The organism is Streptomyces sp. NPDC055189 (assembly GCF_053606765.1).
On record NZ_JBSGSG010000045.1, the window covers coordinates 1 to 20,880 of the forward strand.

The 20,880-nt window shown below is 70.8% G+C and carries 17 protein-coding genes and 1 pseudogene; 10 read left to right on the forward strand and 8 right to left on the reverse strand.

Translation table 11 applies throughout. The features are described 5' to 3' along the window. Window positions 1-50 precede the first annotated feature (50 nt). Both ACWFR3_RS27440 and ACWFR3_RS27445 read right to left on the reverse strand, forming a co-directional pair. Entirely contained in the window at window positions 51-380 is a 330-nt protein-coding gene (locus tag ACWFR3_RS27440; protein ID WP_453737301.1) for a hypothetical protein, read from the reverse strand. Between the two features lie 178 nt (window positions 381-558). Beyond that, window positions 559-1,362: a hypothetical protein gene (locus ACWFR3_RS27445; protein WP_453737302.1), complete on the reverse strand. Its 804-nt coding sequence runs from the start codon at window positions 1,360-1,362 to the stop codon at window positions 559-561. Between the two features lie 522 nt (window positions 1,363-1,884). Between ACWFR3_RS27445 and ACWFR3_RS27450 the strand changes: the two genes are divergently transcribed. Both ACWFR3_RS27450 and ACWFR3_RS27455 read left to right on the forward strand, forming a co-directional pair. Beyond that, a complete protein-coding gene (locus ACWFR3_RS27450) occupies window positions 1,885-2,520 on the forward strand; it encodes a transglycosylase family protein (protein ID WP_453737303.1) in 636 nt (211 codons plus the stop codon). Between the two features lie 110 nt (window positions 2,521-2,630). Further along, window positions 2,631-3,533: a transglycosylase family protein gene (locus ACWFR3_RS27455; protein WP_453737304.1), complete on the forward strand. Its 903-nt coding sequence runs from the start codon at window positions 2,631-2,633 to the stop codon at window positions 3,531-3,533. A 25-nt stretch (window positions 3,534-3,558) separates the two neighbouring features. Here ACWFR3_RS27455 and ACWFR3_RS27460 read toward each other — a convergent pair whose 3' ends face one another. From ACWFR3_RS27460 to ACWFR3_RS27470, 3 genes are read right to left on the reverse strand one after another with little or no spacing between them, the layout of a single operon-like run. Then, window positions 3,559-4,248 carry an ATP-binding cassette domain-containing protein gene (locus ACWFR3_RS27460; protein WP_453737305.1) on the reverse strand — a complete coding sequence of 230 codons (690 nt, stop codon included), beginning with the start codon at window positions 4,246-4,248 and terminating at the stop codon, window positions 3,559-3,561. Continuing rightward, window positions 4,245-6,881 (reverse strand): ABC transporter permease subunit, encoded by a 2,637-nt coding sequence (locus tag ACWFR3_RS27465; protein ID WP_453737306.1) that lies wholly within the window; start codon window positions 6,879-6,881, stop codon window positions 4,245-4,247. Before ACWFR3_RS27465 ends, ACWFR3_RS27460 begins: the two co-directional genes overlap by 4 nt. A gap of 4 nt (window positions 6,882-6,885) precedes the next feature. Then, window positions 6,886-7,407, reverse strand: coding sequence for a hypothetical protein (locus ACWFR3_RS27470; RefSeq protein ID WP_453737355.1), 522 nt, complete (start codon window positions 7,405-7,407; stop codon window positions 6,886-6,888). A 135-nt stretch (window positions 7,408-7,542) separates the two neighbouring features. Between ACWFR3_RS27470 and ACWFR3_RS27475 the strand changes: the two genes are divergently transcribed. The 5 genes from ACWFR3_RS27475 (at window position 7,543) to ACWFR3_RS27495 (ending at window position 12,941) form a co-directional block, all read left to right on the forward strand. Further along, a complete protein-coding gene (locus ACWFR3_RS27475) occupies window positions 7,543-8,154 on the forward strand; it encodes a hypothetical protein (RefSeq protein WP_453737356.1) in 612 nt (203 codons plus the stop codon). Further along, window positions 8,129-9,409 carry an ABC transporter substrate-binding protein gene (locus ACWFR3_RS27480; protein WP_453737307.1) on the forward strand — a complete coding sequence of 427 codons (1,281 nt, stop codon included), beginning with the start codon at window positions 8,129-8,131 and terminating at the stop codon, window positions 9,407-9,409. Before ACWFR3_RS27475 ends, ACWFR3_RS27480 begins: the two co-directional genes overlap by 26 nt. A gap of 164 nt (window positions 9,410-9,573) precedes the next feature. After that, entirely contained in the window at window positions 9,574-10,854 is a 1,281-nt protein-coding gene (locus tag ACWFR3_RS27485) for a glycosyltransferase family 4 protein (RefSeq protein ID WP_453737308.1), read from the forward strand. After that, a complete protein-coding gene (locus ACWFR3_RS27490; RefSeq protein WP_453737309.1) occupies window positions 10,851-11,726 on the forward strand; it encodes a hypothetical protein in 876 nt (291 codons plus the stop codon). The genes ACWFR3_RS27485 and ACWFR3_RS27490 overlap by 4 nt, the downstream gene beginning before the upstream one ends. A 123-nt stretch (window positions 11,727-11,849) precedes the next feature. Beyond that, on the forward strand, window positions 11,850-12,941 hold the full coding sequence (locus tag ACWFR3_RS27495; protein WP_453737310.1) for a helix-turn-helix transcriptional regulator: 1,092 nt from the start codon (window positions 11,850-11,852) through the stop codon (window positions 12,939-12,941). 1 nt (window position 12,942) lies between these two features. Here ACWFR3_RS27495 and ctaD read toward each other — a convergent pair. Next, window positions 12,943-14,634 (reverse strand): annotated as a pseudogene (ctaD, locus tag ACWFR3_RS27500) (aa3-type cytochrome oxidase subunit I); the annotation flags it as partial. 296 nt (window positions 14,635-14,930) lie between these two features. Between ctaD and ACWFR3_RS27505 the strand changes: the two are divergent. Then, on the forward strand, window positions 14,931-15,146 hold the full coding sequence (locus tag ACWFR3_RS27505) for an I78 family peptidase inhibitor (RefSeq protein ID WP_453737311.1): 216 nt from the start codon (window positions 14,931-14,933) through the stop codon (window positions 15,144-15,146). Window positions 15,147-15,268: 122 nt separating this feature from the next. Here the strand turns inward: ACWFR3_RS27505 and ACWFR3_RS27510 are convergent, their stop codons facing one another. Both ACWFR3_RS27510 and ACWFR3_RS27515 read right to left on the reverse strand, forming a co-directional pair. Next, window positions 15,269-16,288 (reverse strand): phosphatase PAP2 family protein, encoded by a 1,020-nt coding sequence (locus ACWFR3_RS27510; RefSeq protein WP_453737312.1) that lies wholly within the window; start codon window positions 16,286-16,288, stop codon window positions 15,269-15,271. Between the two features lie 236 nt (window positions 16,289-16,524). After that, complete coding sequence (locus ACWFR3_RS27515; RefSeq protein ID WP_453737313.1) at window positions 16,525-17,685, reverse strand: glycosyltransferase family 39 protein; 1,161 nt, start codon at window positions 17,683-17,685, stop codon at window positions 16,525-16,527. 230 nt (window positions 17,686-17,915) lie between these two features. Between ACWFR3_RS27515 and ACWFR3_RS27520 the strand changes: the two genes are divergently transcribed. Then, window positions 17,916-19,541 carry an MFS transporter gene (locus ACWFR3_RS27520; RefSeq protein ID WP_453737314.1) on the forward strand — a complete coding sequence of 542 codons (1,626 nt, stop codon included), beginning with the start codon at window positions 17,916-17,918 and terminating at the stop codon, window positions 19,539-19,541. Window positions 19,542-19,672: 131 nt separating this feature from the next. Then, window positions 19,673-20,869, forward strand: coding sequence for an acyl-CoA dehydrogenase family protein (locus tag ACWFR3_RS27525; protein WP_453737315.1), 1,197 nt, complete (start codon window positions 19,673-19,675; stop codon window positions 20,867-20,869). The last annotated feature ends 11 nt before the right edge of the window (window positions 20,870-20,880 follow it).

Genomic DNA, 20,880 nt, shown 5'->3' on the forward strand with positions numbered 1-20,880 from the left:
GGCCCGCCTTCTTCAAGAAGGCGGGCCCCGGCCCATTCGGTGCTGCTGTCTCAGAGCCCCCGGCGCGGCCCCGGCGGCAGAGCCGCCGGGAACTGCTGGTGCACCGTGCCGTGCTGCTCGTGGCCGTGGCGGGAGACGTGCAGCTGGCTGAACGTGTTGTGCCGCGGGTCGTGCCGGTCACCGACACGGTGCATGCCGTACGACGTGCCTCCGAAGGAGGCGTTGCCGAAGGACGTGCTGCCGAACGACGTGAAGCCCAGGTCCTCCTCGCCGGACCGGTCCCCCGGAAGGGCCTTGAACGACCTGCGGTACTCCGAGTAGAGCGCGTCGTAGATCGGCGTCGCCGAGCGTTCTGGCCCCGTGTCCTGCGACGAGCGCATCGAGGGGATGGGGGTCTGGTACGCCGGCCGGGGGCGGGAGGGGTCGTATGTGTGCACGTATGTGCCAACGACCTTGTGCGCGTACGGATGCGGGGGCCGCGCCGCTTTCACGGGGCGCAGGGAGCATGACCGGGGCGGACGGGAGCCCGGGCGTCCGGACGGCGCGGCCCGCACGCGCTCAGGTACCGGCGAGCGGCATCGCCGCCGCGACCAGGCGCCCGTGTGCCGCCGCCTTGTCCAGGGCGCCGCGCAGCAGGTCCTCGCGCGGCTGGCGGCCGATGGAGCCGACCGGCGCCGCGAACAGGAGCACCGTCTGCAGCTTGTTGGCCGCGGACCGCCAGGCCTCGGTGACCTGGAGCGGGTGGTGGGCCTGCCACCAGGCGACGGGGGAGCCGCCGCCGGGGCCGGGCTGGAGCACCGCGTGCAGCTGACCCGCCGCGAGCAGCACCGACCAGCCGTGCAGCACCGGCGGCACGCCGTCGAGCGAGGCCACCGGGGAGAAGCCCTGCTCGACCAGGAGCGGCAGGAAGTTGTCGCCGCCGGTTTCGGTGCCGGGGCGCGCGATGGCGCCGGTCGGTTCGACGACGAGCGCGGGCCGCAGCTCGCCGTCGATGAGGACCAGACCGCTGGTCACGCCGAGGACCGCCTGGTCGGGCGCCCCTTCGCCGGGACCGGCTGCCGGGACACCGGCGATGCCGGTGCCGTCCTCGCCGGTGATCGAGCGCACGGCACCCTGCAGCTGCTCCTCGGAGACCTGGACGATCTGGGAGGGCAGGCAGGTGGCGTGGGCGAAGGCGAGCACGGCGGTTTCGTCGCCGATGAACAGGACCGTGCTGGTGCGTTCCTGCTCTGTGTCGCCGGGGGTGCGGCAGGACGTGCAGTCGTAGCTGCCCGGAGCGTTCTCTCCGGCCAGCAGCCGGTCGGCTTCTTCGTCGCCGATCTCGGCGCGTACGTCGTCGCCGACGTCGAGCATGCGCGGCACGGGGGGCTCCTCGGATTCGTTGCGTGCGTGCCGGGGGTGCCCGGCTCATAAGGAGACAACGGGCGATCAGTGGCGCAAGTCACGCGCGAAGGCGAACGGAATCGAACCATCCGCAGCGGAGGGTGAGTTGTCCGGTGGAATCCGTCACTCCGCGCCAACGCATTCTGCGTACAAGGAAGTTGGATCGGTGAGCTGGGTCACAGATCGCCGTGCCAACAGGTCGACAAATACGGAAATCAGTGAATTAAGTGGTTGGCTTGAAATGGCTGATACTCCCGGTAACGGCTAACTGGCCTGGAATGACAAGGAGTTGGTTGATATCGGGGCGAGCGCCCGCCTAGATTCCACCGCCGTGTGCAGCGAGCACCGCTCGGGTACGTCCGCCGGCCGCACCAGCCAGCTCAAGCACCGCGGCACGGGAGTGCCGAACTCCGGCGGACGGGGTGAGCGGACCTCCGGCGCCAGACGCGCGAGGAGGTCCGGGACACCAGGGGGACCCCGGGTCCTTGGAGAGGGATATTCATGTCCGCACGTCCCAAGTGCGTTCGCAGGACAGCAGTCATCGGCGGCGCGGCGTTGCTCGCCCCGCTGGGACTGCTCACCGCCACCGGCCAGGCCGGAGCGGCGGACAGCGGAGTGTGGGATCGCATCGCTCAGTGCGAGAGCGGCGGAAACTGGAGCATCAACACCGGGAACGGCTACTACGGAGGACTGCAGTTCTCCGCTTCCACCTGGCGCGCGTACGGCGGAGGTGCCTATGCGCCGACCGCCGACAGGGCGTCCAAGGCGCAGCAGATCGCTGTCGCCTCGAAGGTCCAGCGCGCTCAGGGGTGGGGCGCCTGGCCGAGCTGTTCGGCGCGAGCGGGTGCGTCGGGCAGCGCGCCGGGGGCGGCAGCCGCTCCGGCGGCCCCGAAGGCCGCTCAGGCCCCCAAGGCACCCAAGGCGGTCAAGCAGCAGCCCGCCAAGCCGCGGCAGCGGACGCCGGGTCATGCCGACCGGGGTTCCGGGCGCGGTGACTACACCGTTCGGCAGGGGGACACCCTGAGCCGGATCGCGGCGGCGCACGGCGTCAGCTGGCACAAGGTGTACGCCGCCAACAAGGCGGTCATCGGAGCGAATCCGAACATGATCCTGCCCGGACAGCGGCTGGATCTCTGAGTTCCGTGCTCCGGGGACGCGGTTCTGCCCGGTCGTCCGACCGGGTGGGGCCGCGCCCCCGGCGGCGCGGCACGGCCGTGTGCCGTGTTGACGCTGCCTAGCGTGTCCGGATGTATCCGATGTCGATCAAGAGTCTTCGGTCGCTGTGGCCCGCTGGTCTGGTCGTCGCGGCTGTCTCCTCGCTGGTGCTTCCGATGTCCGCGCCCGCTTCCGCGGCACCGACTCCGGCCCTGTCGGGCCTCGGGCCCGCCGCCTCGGCGGGCGAGTGCTCCCGCTCCGAGGGGCCATGGAACTGCCTCGCGAAGTGCGAGAGCAGCGGCCGGTGGAACGTGAACACCGGGAACGGCTTCTACGGAGGGCTGCAGTTCTACCAGCCCACCTGGGAGGCGTACGGCGGGCTCAAGTACGCGCCGCGTGCCGACCTCGCCACCAAGAAGGAGCAGATCAAGGTTGCCGAGAAGGTGCTGGCCGGCCAGGGGTGGAAGGCCTGGCCCGTGTGCTCGAAGAAGATCCCCAAGGAGATCCGGGACGGCCGCCTCGTCGTGCACGTCGTGAAGGCCGGGGACACGCTGAGCTCCATCGCCCGGAAGTACAAGGTGAAGGGCGGTTGGCAAGCGCTGTATCAAGCCAACCGCAAGGCCGTGGGGGGCCGGCCCGACGTGCTCGGCGTCGGCACCGAGTTGGTCATCCGGAAGAAGACCGGTGCCAAGGAGGCCGTTCCGGCGAAGGACGCGCCCAAGAAGGGTGCTTCGGAGAAGGACGCTCCGAAGAAGACCGCTCCGGAGGAGGCCGGTAAGGAGACCGGTGCTCCGAAGGAGACTGAGGCTCCGAAGGAGGCCGTCCCCAAGGAGACCGCTTCGAAGGAGGCCGCCCCGGAGACCGGTGCCTCGAAGCAGGCCACTCCGGAGAAGGCTGATCCCGAGAAGGTCGCTCCGAAGGAGAGCGGCACCGTCCCGAAGCAGACCGGCTCCGTCCCGAAGGAGAGCGCTCCGGAGAAGGTCATCTCGAAGTAGGCCGGAGGCCGGAGACCGAGGGCTGTCAGGGCCTGCCCCGGCGGCTCAGTTCGCTCGCCTCCCCGCTGAAGACGACCGCTCCACGGCGCAGTTCGTGCACCACCACTGCCGTCCGGCTCGCGTGCTCACGCAGGCCGGGCGGCAGCCTCTGTTCCGCGGTGAGGACGCAGGAGCGCGCGCTCAGGCCGACGAGAAGGCCGTACGTCCGGGAGGCGACAGCGGGGGACATGCCCTGGGTGGGTTCGTCGATGAGGACCACCCGGGCGTCCGTCGTCAGGAGGGCGCGGGAGAGAGCCAGCATGCGCTGCTCGCCGCCGGAGAGGGTGCCTGCCCGGCGGGAGAGCAGCGGGCGTAATTCGGGGAACGCTTCAAGGGCCGGGGTGATGTCGGTCCTTGCCTCGGAGCCGGACAGGCCGAGGTTCTCGTCGACGGTGAGGTGGCCGAACACCGCGGGGCCGTCCGGTACGAAGCACAGGCCCCGCCTGGCGCGTGCGTGCGCGGTGAGCCGGGTGACGTCCGTTCCGTCCCAGGTGATGGTGCCGGTGGTGAGGGGGGCCGTGCCGGCCAGGGCCCGCAATGCCGTGGTGCGCCCGGAGCCGTTGCGGCCCAGGAGGACCGTGAGGCCGGGGGACGGGGCGGCGAGGGTCACGCCGTGCAGGGCTTCGAGGGGGCCGTAGCGGACGCGGGCCTCGCGGAGTTGGATGCCGGTTCTCATGGGACCGCCCTTTGCAGGACTTCGGTGGGCGGGCCCGATGTGACGATGCGGCCCGCTGCCATGACATGAACGGTGTCGGCCAGGTTCGCGACCAGGTCGATGTCGTGCTCGACCACCAGGAGCGCCATGCCGTCGGCCGCGAGGGCCCGCAGGACGCGGGCCAGTGCGGCGACTTCGGCGGTGTCCAGGCCTGCCGCCGGTTCGTCAAGGAGCAGCGTGTGGGGCTGCCCGGCCAGGGCCCGGGCCAGTTCCACGCGTCTGAGGGTGCCGGTGGGGAGGTCCGCGGCGGGGTGGTGGCGCGTCGTGCCGTCGTGCAGGGAGAGCAGGCGCAGGGCCTGTGCGGTGGCCTCGGGGTGCCTGAGCCGTCCCTGTTCCGCGCCGACCCGGACGTTCTCCGTGACGGTCAGCGAGGGGAAGACCGCCAGCTGCTGGAACGTGCGGGCCACGCCCAGACGTGTGCGGGCGTGGGCAGCGGTGCGGGTGATGTCCCGGCCGTCGAGGGTGATGCGGCCCGATGCGGGACGCAGGGTGCCGGCCAGGCAGTGGAAGAGGGTGCTCTTGCCCGCGCCATTGGGTCCTACTATCGCGGTGATGCGGCCGGGGGGTACGACCAGGTCGACGCCGTCGAGTGCGGTGAAGCCGTCGTAGGCGGCGGTGAGTTTGCGGGCGGTCAGGGGGTGCGGGACGGTTCCGGCATGCTTGTTCGTCCAGAGGGGGACGCGGGGCAATCGGGCGGGTGGGTGGGAGAGCGTGTTCGTGGAGGGAAGAACGCGGGGGGACCCAGCGGCGAGGGCAAGAGCGCTGCGGGCCCGCCGTCCCCGGGGCGTCAGGGAGGGGCGCCGAACCAGCCCCGAGGTGGCGGCCCGCAGGGCCTCGTAAGGGCCGCCAGGGAAGCGGCCCACCAAGAGCGCGAGGACACCGATCAGCGCCGCGGCCACCCCACCCCGAGTCCCCGCGTCAAGGCCCACCAGAAGCGCCGCCGCCAGCAGGGAACCCAGCAAGCTGTCCGCGCCCAGGACAACGACCGCCGCGAACCAGAGCAGCCCCCGTACAGGGTCGTACGCGGCGGGATCGAAGGCCCGTAACCCCATGCCCAGCATCCCGCCCCCCAGGGCGGCAAGCGCCGCACCGGCCACGAAGGCGGTGAGTTTCAGGGAGCGCACCGGCACCCCCGCTGCCGCCGCCCCCGCCTCGTGATCCCGCATCGCGGCCAGCGCACGCCCCATCCGGCCCCGGCGCATGCTGACCGCGAAGAGCAACGCCGCGACGAGCAGGGCCAGTTCGAGGACGTAGAACGCGCGGTCGCTGTCGAAGCCCGCCGGGCGGTCGAGGGTGAGCCCGGATGTCGCGTACGGCTGGGCGAAGACGAAGCGGCTGACGCCGACGCCGACGGCGAACGTGGCCAGGGCGAGCGCGAGCCCGCGGCGGCGAAGCGCGGGCCAGCCGGTCAGCAGACCGAGGGGCGCCACGAGAAGGACGGCCACGGCAAGGGCGGGGAGGTGGGGGAGCGAGGGCAGGCCCGGAAAGCGCCCCGCCACCAGGAGAGCAGTGAAGAGCGCGCCCAGACCCGCGTACGCCGCCTGGCCCAGGGAGATCTGACCGCCTCTGCCGGTGACGATCACCAGGGAGAGCAGGATGACCGCCAGGGCCGGGACCTGCACCGCGGTGGTCAGGTCCGAGCCCGCGAAGCCCAGCGGGATGAGGAAGAGGACCGCCGCCACGATCCACGCGCCCGGTGGCGTCGGGACGCGCGCGGTCGCCGTGCGGGGGAGCGTGTTCCGCGAGCCGATGCCGGGGAGCACGAGGGCCGCGATCAGCAGGGCCACCACGAAGAGGTTCGCCCCCAGCGCCTGGACGAGCGGTTCCGCCCAGCCCGACGGGTGCAGGCGGGTCAGCTGGCTCTGGGCCACGCCGAGTCCGAGGGCCACCGACACCGCGACGAACAGGCTCCGCATACGGGCCGCCACCGCTACCGCCACCACCTCCATCACCAGGAGCGGCAACCCGTACGGGTCGAGACGTACGAAAGGAGCGAGCAGCACACCGGTGAGGCCCGCGGTGAAGGCGCCGAACGCCCAGCCCGCCGAGGCGACCCGGTCCGCGTCGATGCCGCTGAGGACCGCGAGGGGCCGGTTGTCGACCACGGCCCGCAGTTCGCCGCCGAAGCGGGTCCAGCGGGTGACCGCCCAGACCGACGCGGCGAGTGCGACCGTCACCGCCAACTGGGCCCAGGGGTCCGCCGACACGAGGACGGGGGCGTCCGCCTTCGCACCCGGCCCCCAGACCAGCGCGGCGCCGCCGACCAGCAGGATGAAGACGCCGATGGAGGCCACCAGGGTCCGGGCCGGGTCGCTGCCAAGGACCGACAGGGGGCGGAACACCGCCTTCTCCAGGAGCAGGCCGATGGCCGGGGCGATCAGGAGGAGCGTGACCGCCGTGGCCAGGGGCAGCGGCCAGTTCCACTCCACCGTCAGCTGGCGCAGAACGTACGCGCAGACCATCGCGATCGCGCCGTGCGCGAAGTTGAGGACACCGGTCGCGCGGTACGTGACGATCAGGCCGATGCCGGTGAGGGCCGCCGCGCTGCCGACCGCGAGCCCGGCCAGCGTCAGGTCGTAGCTCAGCGAGGACACCGGGTCATTGCTCCGGGGCCGACGGGGTTGTGGGAGTGGGCTCCGGCTCCGGCTCGCAGATGGGGCACGGGCTCAGATCGCCGGTCGCGAGGATGCGGGCGTCCGCGGGGACCGCCTTCGGTTTGCCCGCCACCAGGGGGCAGTCCGCCCGGTGCCAGAGGGTCCCGCCGGGGATCATCAGCACGTCGCCGCTGGTCGCCACCGGTTTTGGGCGCCCCGCCTCGGCGCCAGGCGTGCCCGCCGTCACCAGCAGCTCGTACAGCTCCTCGACGCGCGCCGTGGCCAGGACGCTCCTGCCGTGGGTGAAGAGCACCGCCCCGGCGACGATCAGGGCCGCACCCGGCACCGTGCAGGACGCCAGATACGGGAGTTGCCGCTCGGCGAAGCGTTCGCCCGACATGCCGTACCAGCCGAACACGCAGAGCACCGCACCGACGGCGAGGGTGGCGAAGGCCGCCCACAGGACGGGGTGCACGGCGCGGAGCCGGGCCGAACGAGCTGTCTGATCCGGTCGAGCCGCCCGCATATGGGCCCCCTGGAACACGTCAGTCACGTCGATGGGCTGTCCATGTCAGTCGATGGATTGCACTATGCCTTCTGGAAGCCGACCCTGAAAGCTCCGGGCCGTGACGGCTCGGACCGACACCCGGTGGTGAACCAGATGGTTCTCTGGACCAGCCCCAGGCGGGGGAGCGATCTCAAGCGGGGAAGGGTGCGGAGCGCGGCATTGGCGGCAGCCGCGGTCCTGCTCGTCGCTCCGGCCGCCGTGGCATGCGGCGACGACAGCGGCGGGGGCGGCGAGAGCGATCCGCCGAAGCCGTCCGCCGAGAAGTCCACGCAGGACACTCCCTCCGATGACACGGACGCCCCCTCGGACGACCAGGACGCCCCTTCGGACGACGCCTCCGCGCCCGCGGATCCGGCGGCGGCCGAGAAAGAGGTCAAGGAGAACTTCGAGAAGTTCTTCGATCCCGCCGTCTCCATGAAGGACAAGGAGGCCGTTCTGGAGGACGGCCCGAAGATGCGCGCCGTCCTGAAGAGCTTCAGCGGCGACGAGCGCGGCAAGCAGGTCAGCGCCGACGTCAACAAGGTCGCGTTCACCTCGGCCACCGAGGCCGACGTGACGTACGCACTCACTCTGAAGGGCGCCACCGCGCTGCCCGACGCCTCGGGCACCTCCGTCAACCAGGACGACACCTGGAAGGTGTCCGTCAAGACTCTCTGCGCCCTGGTGAAGCTGAGTGGCAATGAGTCGCCAGGGCCGGGCTGCTGAGACCCTCGCCGTCGCCGCGCTGCTCGTCGCGGTGACGGGATGCGGCAGCCGGCTCCCCGAGAGCGACTTCGAGGACCGCGGCACGGCGCCCGCCCCGTCGGGGGCGCCGGTCCGGGTCGGCATCATCACCAGCGCGACCAGTCCGGTCGGCGGCTCCGCGTTCACCGGGCCGCGGGACGGGGCCAAGGCGTACTTCGAGCGGCTGAACGCGCGGGGCGGCATCGGCGGGCGCAAGGTCGAGGTGCGTACCTGTGACGACGGCGGCAGCGGTGTCGGCAACAGCGCGTGCGTGCGCAAGCTCGTCGACGAGGAACGCGTCGTCGCGCTCGTCGCGACCAGCACCCTCGACTACGCCGGGGCCTCCCGCGTCTCCGGGGCGCGCGTGCCCGATGTCGGAGGACAGCCGATCGGGACCGCGTACGACACCTATCCGCATCTGTACGGGATCTACGGCAGCCTCGCCCCGCGCGACGGGAAGCCGGGTTGGGACGGCAAGCTGATCGGCGGGACCGAGGTCTACCGCTACTTCAAGCGGGAGCAGGGGGCGCGGACCGCCGCCGTCGTCTCCTACAACCAGGCCGCGTCCGCCGCGTACGCCCGGCTCGTCACCCGGGGTCTGCGGGCCGAGGGCTACAAGGTGATCACCGAGCAGGTCGACTTCGCGCTGCCCAACTTCCGCGCGGCGGCGGCCGACCTGAAGGAGCAGGGTGCCGACCTCGTCTTCGACGCGATGGACACCCACGGCAATGCCCAGCTGTGCGAGGCCATGGACGAGGTGGGGGCGAAGGTCACCGCCAAGGTCACCAACGTCCAGAACTGGACCTCCTCCGTGGCGGACGACTACAAGGACTCCCCGCGCTGTCGCAACGCCCTGTGGGCCACCGGAGCCAGCCGCAACTACGAGGACACGGATCAGCCGGCCGTACGCGAGTTCCGCGACGCCATGAAGGGGCACAAGGATCTCTCCCAGTGGCAGCTGGAGGGCTGGGCCGCCGCCATGTGGTTCACCGACGCGGCGAAGTCGTGCCGGGGGGACGTCACGCGCGCGTGCGTGGACCGCTTTATGAACCGGAGCAAGTCGTACACCGCCCGGGGGCTGCTGCTTCCGGTGACGTATGAGGAACGGGCCGATCCGCCGGATACCCGTATGACCTGTGTGTCGGTGGCCCGCTGGAAGGACAGTGAGGGCTGGGTCACACAGGGAGACATGAACAAAAACTGCTTCGACGTGCCGCAGCTCTCCTACCAGCCATGATGCGTGTACGCGGCAGGAAAGTTCCCGGAGGCGAGTACCAATGGGACAACTGTTGAGGAACAAGATGATGATGAAACCCAACCCTCTGACCGTAATCCCCGTCTAACCCTGCGGTAGGCGGACGAGAAGGACTGTCCGCGGGGAAGCGTGGGATACGGGGACGCATGCACATCTCTTTCCTTATTCACAACGCGTACGGAATCGGCGGGACGATCCGGACGACGTACAACTTGGCGAACACTCTCGCCGAGCAACACGACGTCGAGATCGTCTCCGTCTTCCGGCACCGCGACGACCCCGTGTTCTCGCCCGGCTCCCGCGTCCGGCTGAGTCACCTCGTCGACATACGCAAGGAAAGCCCCGGCTACGAGGGGGAGACCCCCGACGCCCTGCGGCCCGCCCGGACGTTTCCGAGCGCGGAGGGCCGCTTCCACCAGTACAGCGCCCTCACCGACCGGCGTATCGCCGAGCACCTCTCCTCGCTCAGCGCCGACGTGGTGGTGGGTACCCGCCCCGGCCTGAACGTGCACATCGCCCGCGAGGCGGCCCGCGGCCCGCTGCGGGTCGGCCAGGAGCACCTCACGCTCGACAGCCACTCCAAGGAACTGCGCCGCCAGTTGCGCAGCGTCTACCCGCGCCTCGACGTCCTGACCACGACGACCGAGGCCGACGCCCGCGCCTACCGCCGCAAGATGCGCCTGCCCGGAGTCCACGTCCAGGCCGTGCCCAACCCCGTGCCCGCGCCCGGCATCGAGCCCGCCGACGGCAACCAGAAGTGGGTCGTCGCGGCGGGGCGCCTCGCCCCCGTCAAGCGCTACGACCTGCTGATACGGGCCTTCGACCAGGTGCGCGCCGAGCGCCCCGACTGGCGCCTGCGGATCTACGGCGGTGGCAAACAGAAGGACAAGCTGCGCGCGCTGATCGACGAGCTCGGCCTCTACAACCACGTCTTCCTGATGGGGCCCGCCCACCCCATCGAGGCCGAGTGGGCCAAGGGCTCCATCGCGGCCGTCACCTCCAGCCTTGAGTCCTTCGGCATGACGATCGTCGAGGCCATGCGCTGCGGCCTGCCCGTCGTCGCCACCGACTGCCCGCACGGGCCCGGCGAGATCATCGACAACGGAGTGGACGGCCGCCTCGTCGAGGTCGGCAACCCCACCGCGATCGCGGGCGGACTGCTCGAACTGATCAACAACGACACACTGCGCCGGCAGATGGCGGGCGCCGCGCTCGAGGATTCCGAGCGCTTCGACCCGGTCCGCATCGCCGAGCGCTACGACGCGATGTTCACCGGGATGCTCGCCCGCGGCAGCTCCTTCGGCGGCCGGATGCGCGGATCGCTGCACCGCACCCGCGGCGCCCTGCTCAATGGCGCCTACGCGGTGCGGGACATGGGACACGGGGTACCGACCAGCGGCATACAGACGAAAGGATCCACCGCATGACGGCCTTGGCCACCTCGGACGCCTCATCGCCCTGCGACGCCGGTGTCGATCAGGACATCGCCGCAGCGCCGCGCGCGGACTGCATAGCCGACTCGGCGGGCGGGCTCACCTTCGACGTGACCGACCCCGGCGGCAAGGGCGCCGCCTACCTGCTGCTGCGCCGCCGCGATGCCGCGTCCGCCGACGAGGACGTGCGCCTGCCGCTGTCCCCGGCGGCCGACGGCAGGCTGCGGGCCGCGCTGCCCAGCAGCGTCGAGCTGGCCGAGGGCCGCTGGAACGCTTACGCGGAGGTCGGCGGCGGCACCCCGCGCCGCCTCGCGCCCGGCGTGAACGACCTGCGCTCCCTCGTCGACCGCGCCCCCAGCGGGGCCCGCGGCTACATCGCCGTCCGCATCCCGTACGCCACCAAGCAGGGAAACCTTTCTGTGCGCAGTTGGCTGCGCGCCCCGCACGCGGAGATCGGCGAGCTGGAGATCGCCGGCACCTCGGTGACCGCGCAGGGCCGCGTGTACGGCACCGCGCTGACCGGCGCCGCTTACGCCGAGGCGTCCTGCCGCGCCGAGCCCGACCGGATCGAGCGCTCCGAACTGACCGCCGACGGCGTGGAGTTCAGCTTCGGCCTGCGCTGCGACGTGCTCGCCGAAAGCGGCCCCGGCCCCTGGGACCTCTGGCTGCGCCCGGCGGGGGGGAGCGGGCCGCGGATCAGGCTCGCCCGGCTCCTGGACGACGTGCCGGACAAGAAGCAGATCTTCACCTACCCCTCGGTGCACCTCGACACCGCGGCGCACGGCCCGCTGGACGCGGGGATGTACTACACGAACGACAACGACCTCTCCGTACGGATCCGCGAGGCGAACGCGGTCGAGGACTGACGTGGTCGAGGACTGACGCGGTGACTGACACGGTCTGGGACTGACGCGATCGGAGCCGATGTCGTCCGGGCCCGGCGCCATCGCGGACCGTGGCTGTCCGCGACGCCGGGCACAATCGGCCCCATGTTGGAGACCTCCGCACGACTGCTCCGCCTGCTCTCGCTGCTGCAGGCCCACCGAGACTGGTCGGGCGCGGACCTGGCCGACCGGCTCGGCGTCACCCCGCGCACCGTCCGGCGTGACGTGGACCGCCTCCGCGAACTCGGCTACCCCGTCAACGCGAGCCCCGGCACCGGCGGCGGCTACCAACTCGGCGCGGGCGCGGAACTGCCGCCGCTGCTCCTGGACGACGACGAGGCGGTCGCGGTGGCCGTCGGTCTGCGCACCGCCGCCGGACAGGGCATCGAGGGCATCGGCGAGACCTCCGTACGCGCCCTGACCAAGCTGGAGCAGGTGCTGCCGAGCAGGCTGCGGCGCCGGGTCGGCGCGCTGACGGCGTTCACCGTGCCGATGCTCAGGACGGCCCCGCAGCAGCAGACCGTCGACCCCTCGGTACTGACCGAACTCGCGCACGCCTGCCGTGACGCGGAGCGCCTGCGCTTCGACTACCGCGACCACCTCGGCAGTTCGACCCGCCGCACCGTCGAACCGCACCGCCTCGTCTGCACCGAGCGCCGCTGGTACCTGGTCGCCTGGGACATCGAGCGCGACGACTGGCGCACCTTCCGCGCGGACCGCATCGAACCCCGGCCGCCGCACGGGCCCCGGTTCGCGCCGCGCACCCCGCCCGCCGACGATCTCGCCGCGTACGTCTCCAAGGGCGTCTCCACCCGTGGGTACGCCGCACAGGCGGTGTTCCGGCTCCTGGTGCCGCTGGAGGAGGCGGCCCAGCGGGTCACCCCGTCGGACGGCACGCTGGAGGCGGAGAGCGCGCACAGCTGTCTGCTGCGCACGGGCGCCACGAGCCTGGACGTCATGGTGATCCATGTGCTGCTGATGGGCTTCGAGTTCGAGGTCGTCGAGCCGGCGGACTTCACCGAGCGGCTCAGCTCGGCGCGGGACCTCCTGAGCCGGGCCCTGGACCGGGGTGTTCGGTCTGCGGATCTTGGTGCTGTGCTCCCGGCGGCCCCGACTGCCCCGGCGGCGGGAACGCCGCGTACTCGGGATGGTGCAGATCGAACGCCGGGGACTCCGAGCGGATCCGGGGCAGCGTGACGAAGTTGTGGCGCGGCGCCGGGCAGGCGGTGGCCCATTCCAGGGACCGGCCGAAGCCCCACGGATCGTCGACGTCGACCTTCTTGCCGTACTTGGCGGTCTTCCAGATGTTGTAGAGGAACGGCAGCGTGGACATGCCGAGCAGGAACGCCCCGATGGACGAGATGGTGTTGAGCACGGTGAAGCCGTCCGCCGCCAGATAGTCCGCGTACCGCCGCGGCATGCCCTCCGCGCCCAGCCAGTGCTGGACGAGGAACGTCAGGTGGAAGCCGACGAAGAGCGTCCAGAAGTGGATCTTGCCGAGCGGCTCGTCGAGCATCTTCCCGGTGAGCTTCGGCCACCAGAAGTAGAAGCCGCCGAAGGTCGCGAAGACGACGGTGCCGAACACCACGTAGTGGAAGTGGGCCACGACGAAGTACGAGTCGGTGACGTGGAAGTCGAGCGGCGGCGAGGCCAGGATGACGCCGGTGAGCCCGCCGAAGAGGAAGCTCACCAGGAAGCCGATCGCCCACAGCATCGGTGTCTCGAACGACAGGGAGCCTTTGATCATCGTCCCGGTCCAGTTGAAGAACTTCACGCCGGTGGGGATCGCGATGAGGAAGGACATGAAGGAGAAGAAGGGCAGCAGGACCGCGCCCGTCGCGAACATGTGGTGCGCCCATACGACGACGGAGAGCCCGGTGATGGCCATCGTCGCGCCGATCAGGGGCAGATAGCCGAAGATCGGTTTCCTGCTGAACACCGGGATGATCTCGGAGATGATCCCGAAGAACGGCAGCGCGATGATGTAGACCTCCGGATGCCCGAAGAACCAGAAGAGGTGCTGCCAGAGCAGCGCACCGCCGTTCTCCGGGGCGAACACCATGGAGCCGAAGCGCCGGTCCGCCTCCAGGACGAGCAGCGCGGCGGCGAGCACGGGGAACGCGAGCAGCACCAGGATCGAAGTGAACAGGACGTTCCAGGTGAAGACGGGCATCCGGAACATCGTCATGCCGGGCGCCCGCATCCCGATGATGGTCGTCAGGAAGTTCACCGAGCCCAGGATCGTGCCGAACCCGGAGAGCGCGAGCCCCATGATCCACAGATCGGCGCCGATCCCCGGCGAGCGCTCCATGCTGTTGAGCGGCGCGTAGGCGAACCAGCCGAAGTTCGCCGGGCCGCCGGGCACCAGGAGCGAGCCGAGCACCATCAGGCCGCCGAACAGGAACAGCCAGTACGAGAGCATGTTGAGCCGCGGGAAGGCGACGTCGGGGGCGCCGATCTGCAGCGGCATGATCTCGTTGGCGAAGCCCGCGAAGGTCGGCGTCGCGAAGAGCAGCAGCATGATCGTGCCGTGCATGGTGAACGCCTGGTTGAACTGTTCGTTCGTCATCAGCTGCATGCCGGGGCGGGCCAGTTCGGCCCGCATCATCAGTGCCATCAGGCCCGCGACGAGGAAGAACGCGAAGGACGTGATCAGGTACAGGTGGCCGATCTTCTTGTGGTCGGTGGTGGTCAGCCAGTCCACGAGGATCCGGCCCGGAGTCCTCTGCCGGACGGGCCGCGCCTGTGCCGTTGCGGTGTCGGTCCCCATACGCTCGCCCCTTCGCCGTCGCGCACCCCGGGCATGCCAACCGGGGCCATGATGCTCGCGTCGCCCCGACTCCGACAGGGGGCGTACGGGAACGCTGTGCTGGAACCGTGAATTCCCCATGCGGCGTCACATCCCGTCGGGCGCCCGGAAATGAGGAAATTGCGGAGGGTACGCAAAGCCGTCCCGGCCGCTTTTCCGCCGTGCTATTAATGCCGTTTTCCGGCGCCGTGCGGGAGTGGGCGGGAAATCCGGGAATCACGCCGGAACAACTCCACAACCGCCCGTACGTGTGACGGAGTTAAGAGGAAACGGGTGTCGTGATCCTGTGACAAAAGCGTGACCGGAGGGGGACCGGTGACCCATGGTGTCCGGCTACGGGCTTCCCCGGCCGGGGCACGGCGCCTAACGTGGCGGCCATGGCACCTATTCCGACCCCTCCCGCCGAACCCCAGGACAGCCTGGACGCCTACGTCGGCCTCGCGGCCGAGGGCGCCGAGCAGCAGGCCCGCGAGCGCGGCTGGTCCACCGTCAGGTCGTTGCCGCCGGGCGCGATCATCACGATGGAGTACCTCGCGGGGCGGCTGAACTTCGAGGTCAAGGAAGGCGTCGTGATCCGCTGCTGGAAGGGCTGAGCGGTCCGGCGTAGAGACGTACAGACGTACAGACAGGCGAAAGGCCCCGGTTCCGAGACGGAACCGGGGCCTTCGCGATGCGGGGGATGGGTTGTGCGTACCGACCCCCGCTGCTGTGGGGCCTAGCCGCCCGCCACCGGCCGCGGCGACGTGGCGGCGCGTGAGGAGCGCTCGGAGTGCGGCGGGCGGCGGCTGCCCGCAGGAGTGACCGGGCTGCGCTCGGAGCGCGGTGTGTGCGGGCCCGGCGCGAGGTAGGCCGGGGCGCGGGCGGGGCGCGCGGCGCCGACCGGCTCGCGCAGCGGGGGCTCGTCGGCCGGTGAGGGGGCGGGCTGCGGCACCATCGCGGGGACCGGGGCGACCGGGGCGGGGACGCCTGCGCCGGCCCGGCGGGAGCGCCAGAGGTCGCGCAGATCGAAGATCCAGCCCTCGACGCGGGTGAGCAGCGGCTCCACCCAGGGCAGCGCGAGCAGGACGAGCAGACCCGCGGCCCAGCCGAGGAAGACGTCGCTCAGCCAGTGCGTGCCGAGGTAGACGGTGGTCAGGCCGACGCTGAGGGAGACCACGGCGGAGAGCGCCGAGAGGTAGCGGCGGGTGCGCGGGGTGGAGGCCATGTAGGCCAGGATTCCCCAGGTCACCACGGCATTGGCGGTGTGTCCCGAGGGAAATATATCGCCGCCGAGCCACATCTCGTTGGCGCCGATCGTGGTCGCGTAGTGCGGGCCGAGGCGGCCCATGCCGATCTTGGCGGCGCCGACCGTGACGTTGAGCAGGAGCAGCGCCGCGCCGAACGTCAGGAGCGGGCGGATCGTGTGCTGGCGCCAGGAGCGCCAGCCCAGCCAGGCCGCGACCATCACCGCCGTCGGGCCGCGCTGGCCGAGCACCACCCAGTAGTCGAGGAAGGCGTGGATCTCGGGCCACTGCTGATAGGGCCGGAAGAACATGACCTGCCAGTCGAACCGCACCAGCCACGACGTGGTCAGCACGGCGACCACGATGGCGAGGTAGAAGGCCAGGGTCGCGCTGAAGAGCACGATCCGGTGCCTGCTCATCCTCGGTACATCGAGGCCGGCCGGTCGTTCCGGCTCACGGTCGAGACGGGCGAAGACCCTGTCCAGACGGGTGAGGTTTCGTTCGGTACGCACCCAATCGACGTTACAGCGAGTGAGTGTGTGACTAGGCCGAATCGGTGGCTTTGTGATGACGATGTGATGTGGCATTGATCTCAGACGGGGGTTTATTCCTGCGCTTTCCCTATTTGGCCGGGAACCCCGTACTGAATTCGTTGATCATTTCTACGGCCGTTTTATGGCCCTTATGAATTCGTTCACCGTAGCCTGGTGTGGAATTTCCCCCGTGCTCACCGGAACTCCAGAAATGATCATGGCGGACCCGAGCCGTTCAGCCAGAACGCCCCGTACACCGCGCTCGCCGCCGCCACACCCCCCAGGATCAGGGCTGACCTGGACGTACGCAGCCGGGCGAGCGCCACGGCGACAGGCAGCAGGAGCGGGAAGGCGGGCAGCAGGAGGCGCGGCTTCGAGCCGAAATAGCCTGCCGCGCACAGGGCGAGCGCCACGACGATCCCGCAGTAGACGAGGAGCGGCAGCGGCTGCCTCCCGCGTACGCCGATGACGTACAGCCAGATCACCAGGGCGACCCCGATGATCAGGCCGGCCCCCGCGAGGGCCAGGGGGAAGGCGGTGAACTTCTCGCCGACGAAGCGGGCGAAGGCGTAGCCGAAGTCGAAGCCGTTGCCCCAGCCGGCCTGGACGTCGAGATAGCCCAGCAGACCGTCACCGGTGCGCCGGCCGACCCACAGGACGTAGCCCGCGGCGCCGAGCGGGGCGAGCACCACCCCGAGGATCATGCGCGGGTCCGCCCGTCGCTCCCGGCGGACCCGGACGGCGGCCGTCACCCAGATCGCCGCGACGACCGCGGCGCCCACGGGACGGGTCAGGCCCGCACAGGAGGCGAGCACGCCCGCCCACACCCAGCGGCCGGTGAGCACCGCGTACAGCGACCAGGCCGCGAGCGCCGTGAAGAGGGACTCGCTGTACGCCATCGACTGCACGATCCCCACGGGCAGGACGGCCCACAGGGTGACCGCACAGATCCCCGCGCGTCGCCCGTAGAGGTGATCGGCGATCGCGAAGATCCCCGCCGCGGCACAGAGCGAAGCGAGCCAGCTCACCACCAGGCCCGCATCGGCGTAGGACAGCGGGCTGACCGCCGAGACGAGGCGTTCCAGCCAGGGGAGTAGCGGGAAGAACGCGAGGTTCGAGTGGACGCTGCCGTCCGGGAGGGTCACCTCCCAGCCGTAGCCGTGCTCGGCGACGCGGGTGTACCAGAGCGAGTCCCAGCGGGCCGTCAGAAGCGTGTGCGCGCTCTTGCCCGCCGCCGCGCTCCACGCCGCGAGCACCGCGACCCCCAGGGCGCGCACCCCGGCATAGGCGAGGAGTGCGGGCGCCGCCCGGCGCAGCGCGGCGCCCGCACGGGCCCCGTACGACGGCGGCGGCTTGCACTGATCAAGGTCGTTCACGGGCACGATTATCGACGTAGGCGGGAACCGGCCACCCGGTCGGGTGCGTGGTCCAGGCGTGGGCAGCGTGGCGTACGCCACACCCTCTCCGCTCAACCGTGAGAGGTCCGCCACGCGCCACAGCCGTGAACTCGCGTACTCTGACGGCTCACTCGCCCTTCGTTGCCGCCAGCTGGGAGATCACGTCCCGCGGGGCCGCCGATGCGAGGGATCACTGGGAGGTATCGCACATGTCGGGTTCAACCACGGCCACCGCTCCTTCCGGCCGTCGGGTACCCGGGTCGCAGGGTGGCGCCAACCGCTGGCTGGTGCTCGTCGTTCTCTGTGTAAGCCTGCTGCTCGTCGCCGTCGACGCCACCGTTCTGCACGTGGCGGTACCCGCGGTCACGGAGGACCTGAAGCCCGGCGGCATAGAGCTGCTGTGGATCGTGGACGTCTATCCACTGGTCTGCGCTTCGCTGCTGATCCTCTTCGGCACCCTCGGTGACCGGGTGGGCCGCAGACGTGTGCTGCTGCTCGGTTACGCCCTCTTCGGCGTGGCCTCCGCCGTGGCCGCCACGGCGGACAACGCCCAGATCCTGATCGCGGCCCGTGCCCTGCTCGGCATCGGCGGCGCGATGATCATGCCCGCGACCCTCTCCATCCTGCGCCAGGTCTTCCCCGACCGGCGTGAGCGCGCCGTCGCCATCGGTGTGTGGAGCGCGGTGGCCGGAATCGGCGCGGCGGGCGGACCGCTGCTCGGCGGTTTCCTGCTCGAGCACTTCTGGTGGGGCTCGGTCTTCCTGATAAATATCCCGTTGATGCTGGTCAGCCTGCCCATCGGGCGGCTGCTCCTGCCCGAGTCGACGGGGGATCGCAACGGGCCGTGGGACGTGGTCGGCGCGCTGATGGCCGCGGGAGGCCTCTTCGGCCTGGTGTTCGCGGTGAAGCGGGCGGGCGGCGGGGAGTCGCCGTTCGGCATGACGACCCTCCTCTCGTTCTTCGTCGGCGCCGCCCTCCTGGTCGGCTTCGTCCGCAGGCAGCGGCGGCGCACGTACCCGCTCATAGATCTGTCGATGTTCGCGCGGCCCGCGTTCAGCACCTCGCTCGGCTGCATCGTCCTTGCGATGCTCGCCCTGGTGGGCCTGGAACTGGTCGCCGCGCAGTATCTCCAGCTGGTGCTCGGCCTCTCCCCGCTGGAGACCGGCATGCGGCTCGTGCCGCTCACCGTCGCCGCGATGGTCGCGGGCCTCGCCGGATCGAAGTTCCTGCACCGTTTCGGCCCGCGCACGATGGTCGCCTCCGGCTTCACCCTGACCGCGGTGGCCGTGGTGGTGCTCACCGGCATGGGCGACCAGCTCAACGACCCGTTGATGATCACCAGCTTTGTGCTCCTCGGCCTCGGCCTGCAGACCACGCTCTTCGGCTCCTACGAGTCGATGCTCAGCGAGGCGCCTCAGGCGCAGGCGGGCGGCGCCGCCGCGATCGGCGAGACGTCGTACCAGCTGGGCGCCGGTATCGGCATCGCGCTGCTCGGCAGCGTCATGAACGCGGCGTACGCGCCGGGCCTCTCGGACGTGCAGGGCGTCCCGGCCAGGGAGAGCGCCGCCGCCAGTCACTCGCTCGGCGAGGCGTACGAAGTCGCTGCGGGGCTCGGCGGCGGGGCGGGCGACGCGCTGCGCAGTGCGGCGCGCGAGTCCTTCGTGCACGGACTGCACGTGACCTTGCTGGTCAGCGCGGGGCTGCTGCTGCTCGGCGCGCTGATGGCGCTGAAGCTGCCGCGGAGCATGGACTGCGGGACGCCTGCGGCGCTGCCCGAGCAGGGGGTACCGGCACCCCGTACCGAGGCGGAGGTCCCCGCGGAGTCCGTCCGCTGACGTGCTTCCCGGCCTTCGGCCGGGGAATTCCCCCACCCACCCGCCCTTGTTCGTACGCGACCCCGCGTCGTAACGTCGGCGCGAGCCGTAGTAACTACCACTGCTAGTTTTTGCGCCGCCGGAGGCCCGAGATGTCCGCAAGCAGCCGTACGCCCCTGCCGCCTTTCGACCCAGCCGACCCCCTCGGCATCGACGACCTCCTGGAGCCGGAGGACCTCGCGATCCGGGAGACCGTCCGCAGCTGGGCGGCCGACCGCGTCCTGCCGCACATCGCCGACTGGTACGAGAAGGGCGAGCTGCCCGGCATCCGTGACCTCGCCCGTGAGCTCGGCTCGATCGGCGCGCTCGGCATGTCCCTGGAGGGCTACGGCTGCGCAGGGGCGAGCTCCGTCCAGTACGGCCTCGCCTGTCTGGAGCTGGAGGCCGCCGACTCCGGCATCCGCTCGCTCGTCTCCGTGCAGGGCTCCCTCGCCATGTACGCCATCCACCGCTTCGGCTCCGAGGAGCAGAAGCAGCGCTGGCTGCCCGGCATGGCCGCGGGCGAGATCATCGGCTGCTTCGGCCTGACCGAGCCCGACCACGGCTCCGACCCGGCGGCCATGCGCACGCACGCGAAGAAGGACGGCACCGACTGGGTGCTCACCGGACGCAAGATGTGGATCACCAACGGGTCGGTGGCCGGGGTCGCCGTCGTCTGGGCGCAGACGGACGAGGGGATCCGCGGCTTCGTCGTCCCCACCGAAACCCCCGGCTTCTCGGCGCCCGAGATCAAGCACAAGTGGTCGCTGCGCGCGAGCGTCACCAGTGAGCTGGTGCTCGACGAGGTGCGGCTGCCGGCCGATGCCGTGCTCCCCGAGGTCACCGGGCTCAAGGGCCCGCTGAGCTGTCTCTCCCACGCGCGCTACGGCATCGTCTGGGGAGCCATGGGCGCCGCCCGCTCGTCCTTCGAGGCCGCCGTCGAGTACTCCAAGACGCGCGAGCAGTTCGGCAGGCCCATCGGCGGCTTCCAGCTCACCCAGGCCAAGCTCGCCGACATGGCGGTCGAGCTGCACAAGGGCATCCTGCTCGCCCATCACCTCGGCCGGCGTCTCGACGCGGGCAGGCTCCGTCCCGAGCAGGTCAGCTTCGGCAAGCTCAACAACGTACGAGAAGCGATCGAGATCTGCCGCACGTCCCGGACGATCCTGGGCGCGAACGGGATCTCGCTGGAGTACCCCGTGATGCGGCACGCGACGAATCTCGAATCGGTGCTCACCTACGAAGGCACCGTCGAGATGCACCAACTCGTGTTGGGCAAGGCGCTCACCGGTCTCGACGCCTTCCGGTGAGCGGCCTCGCC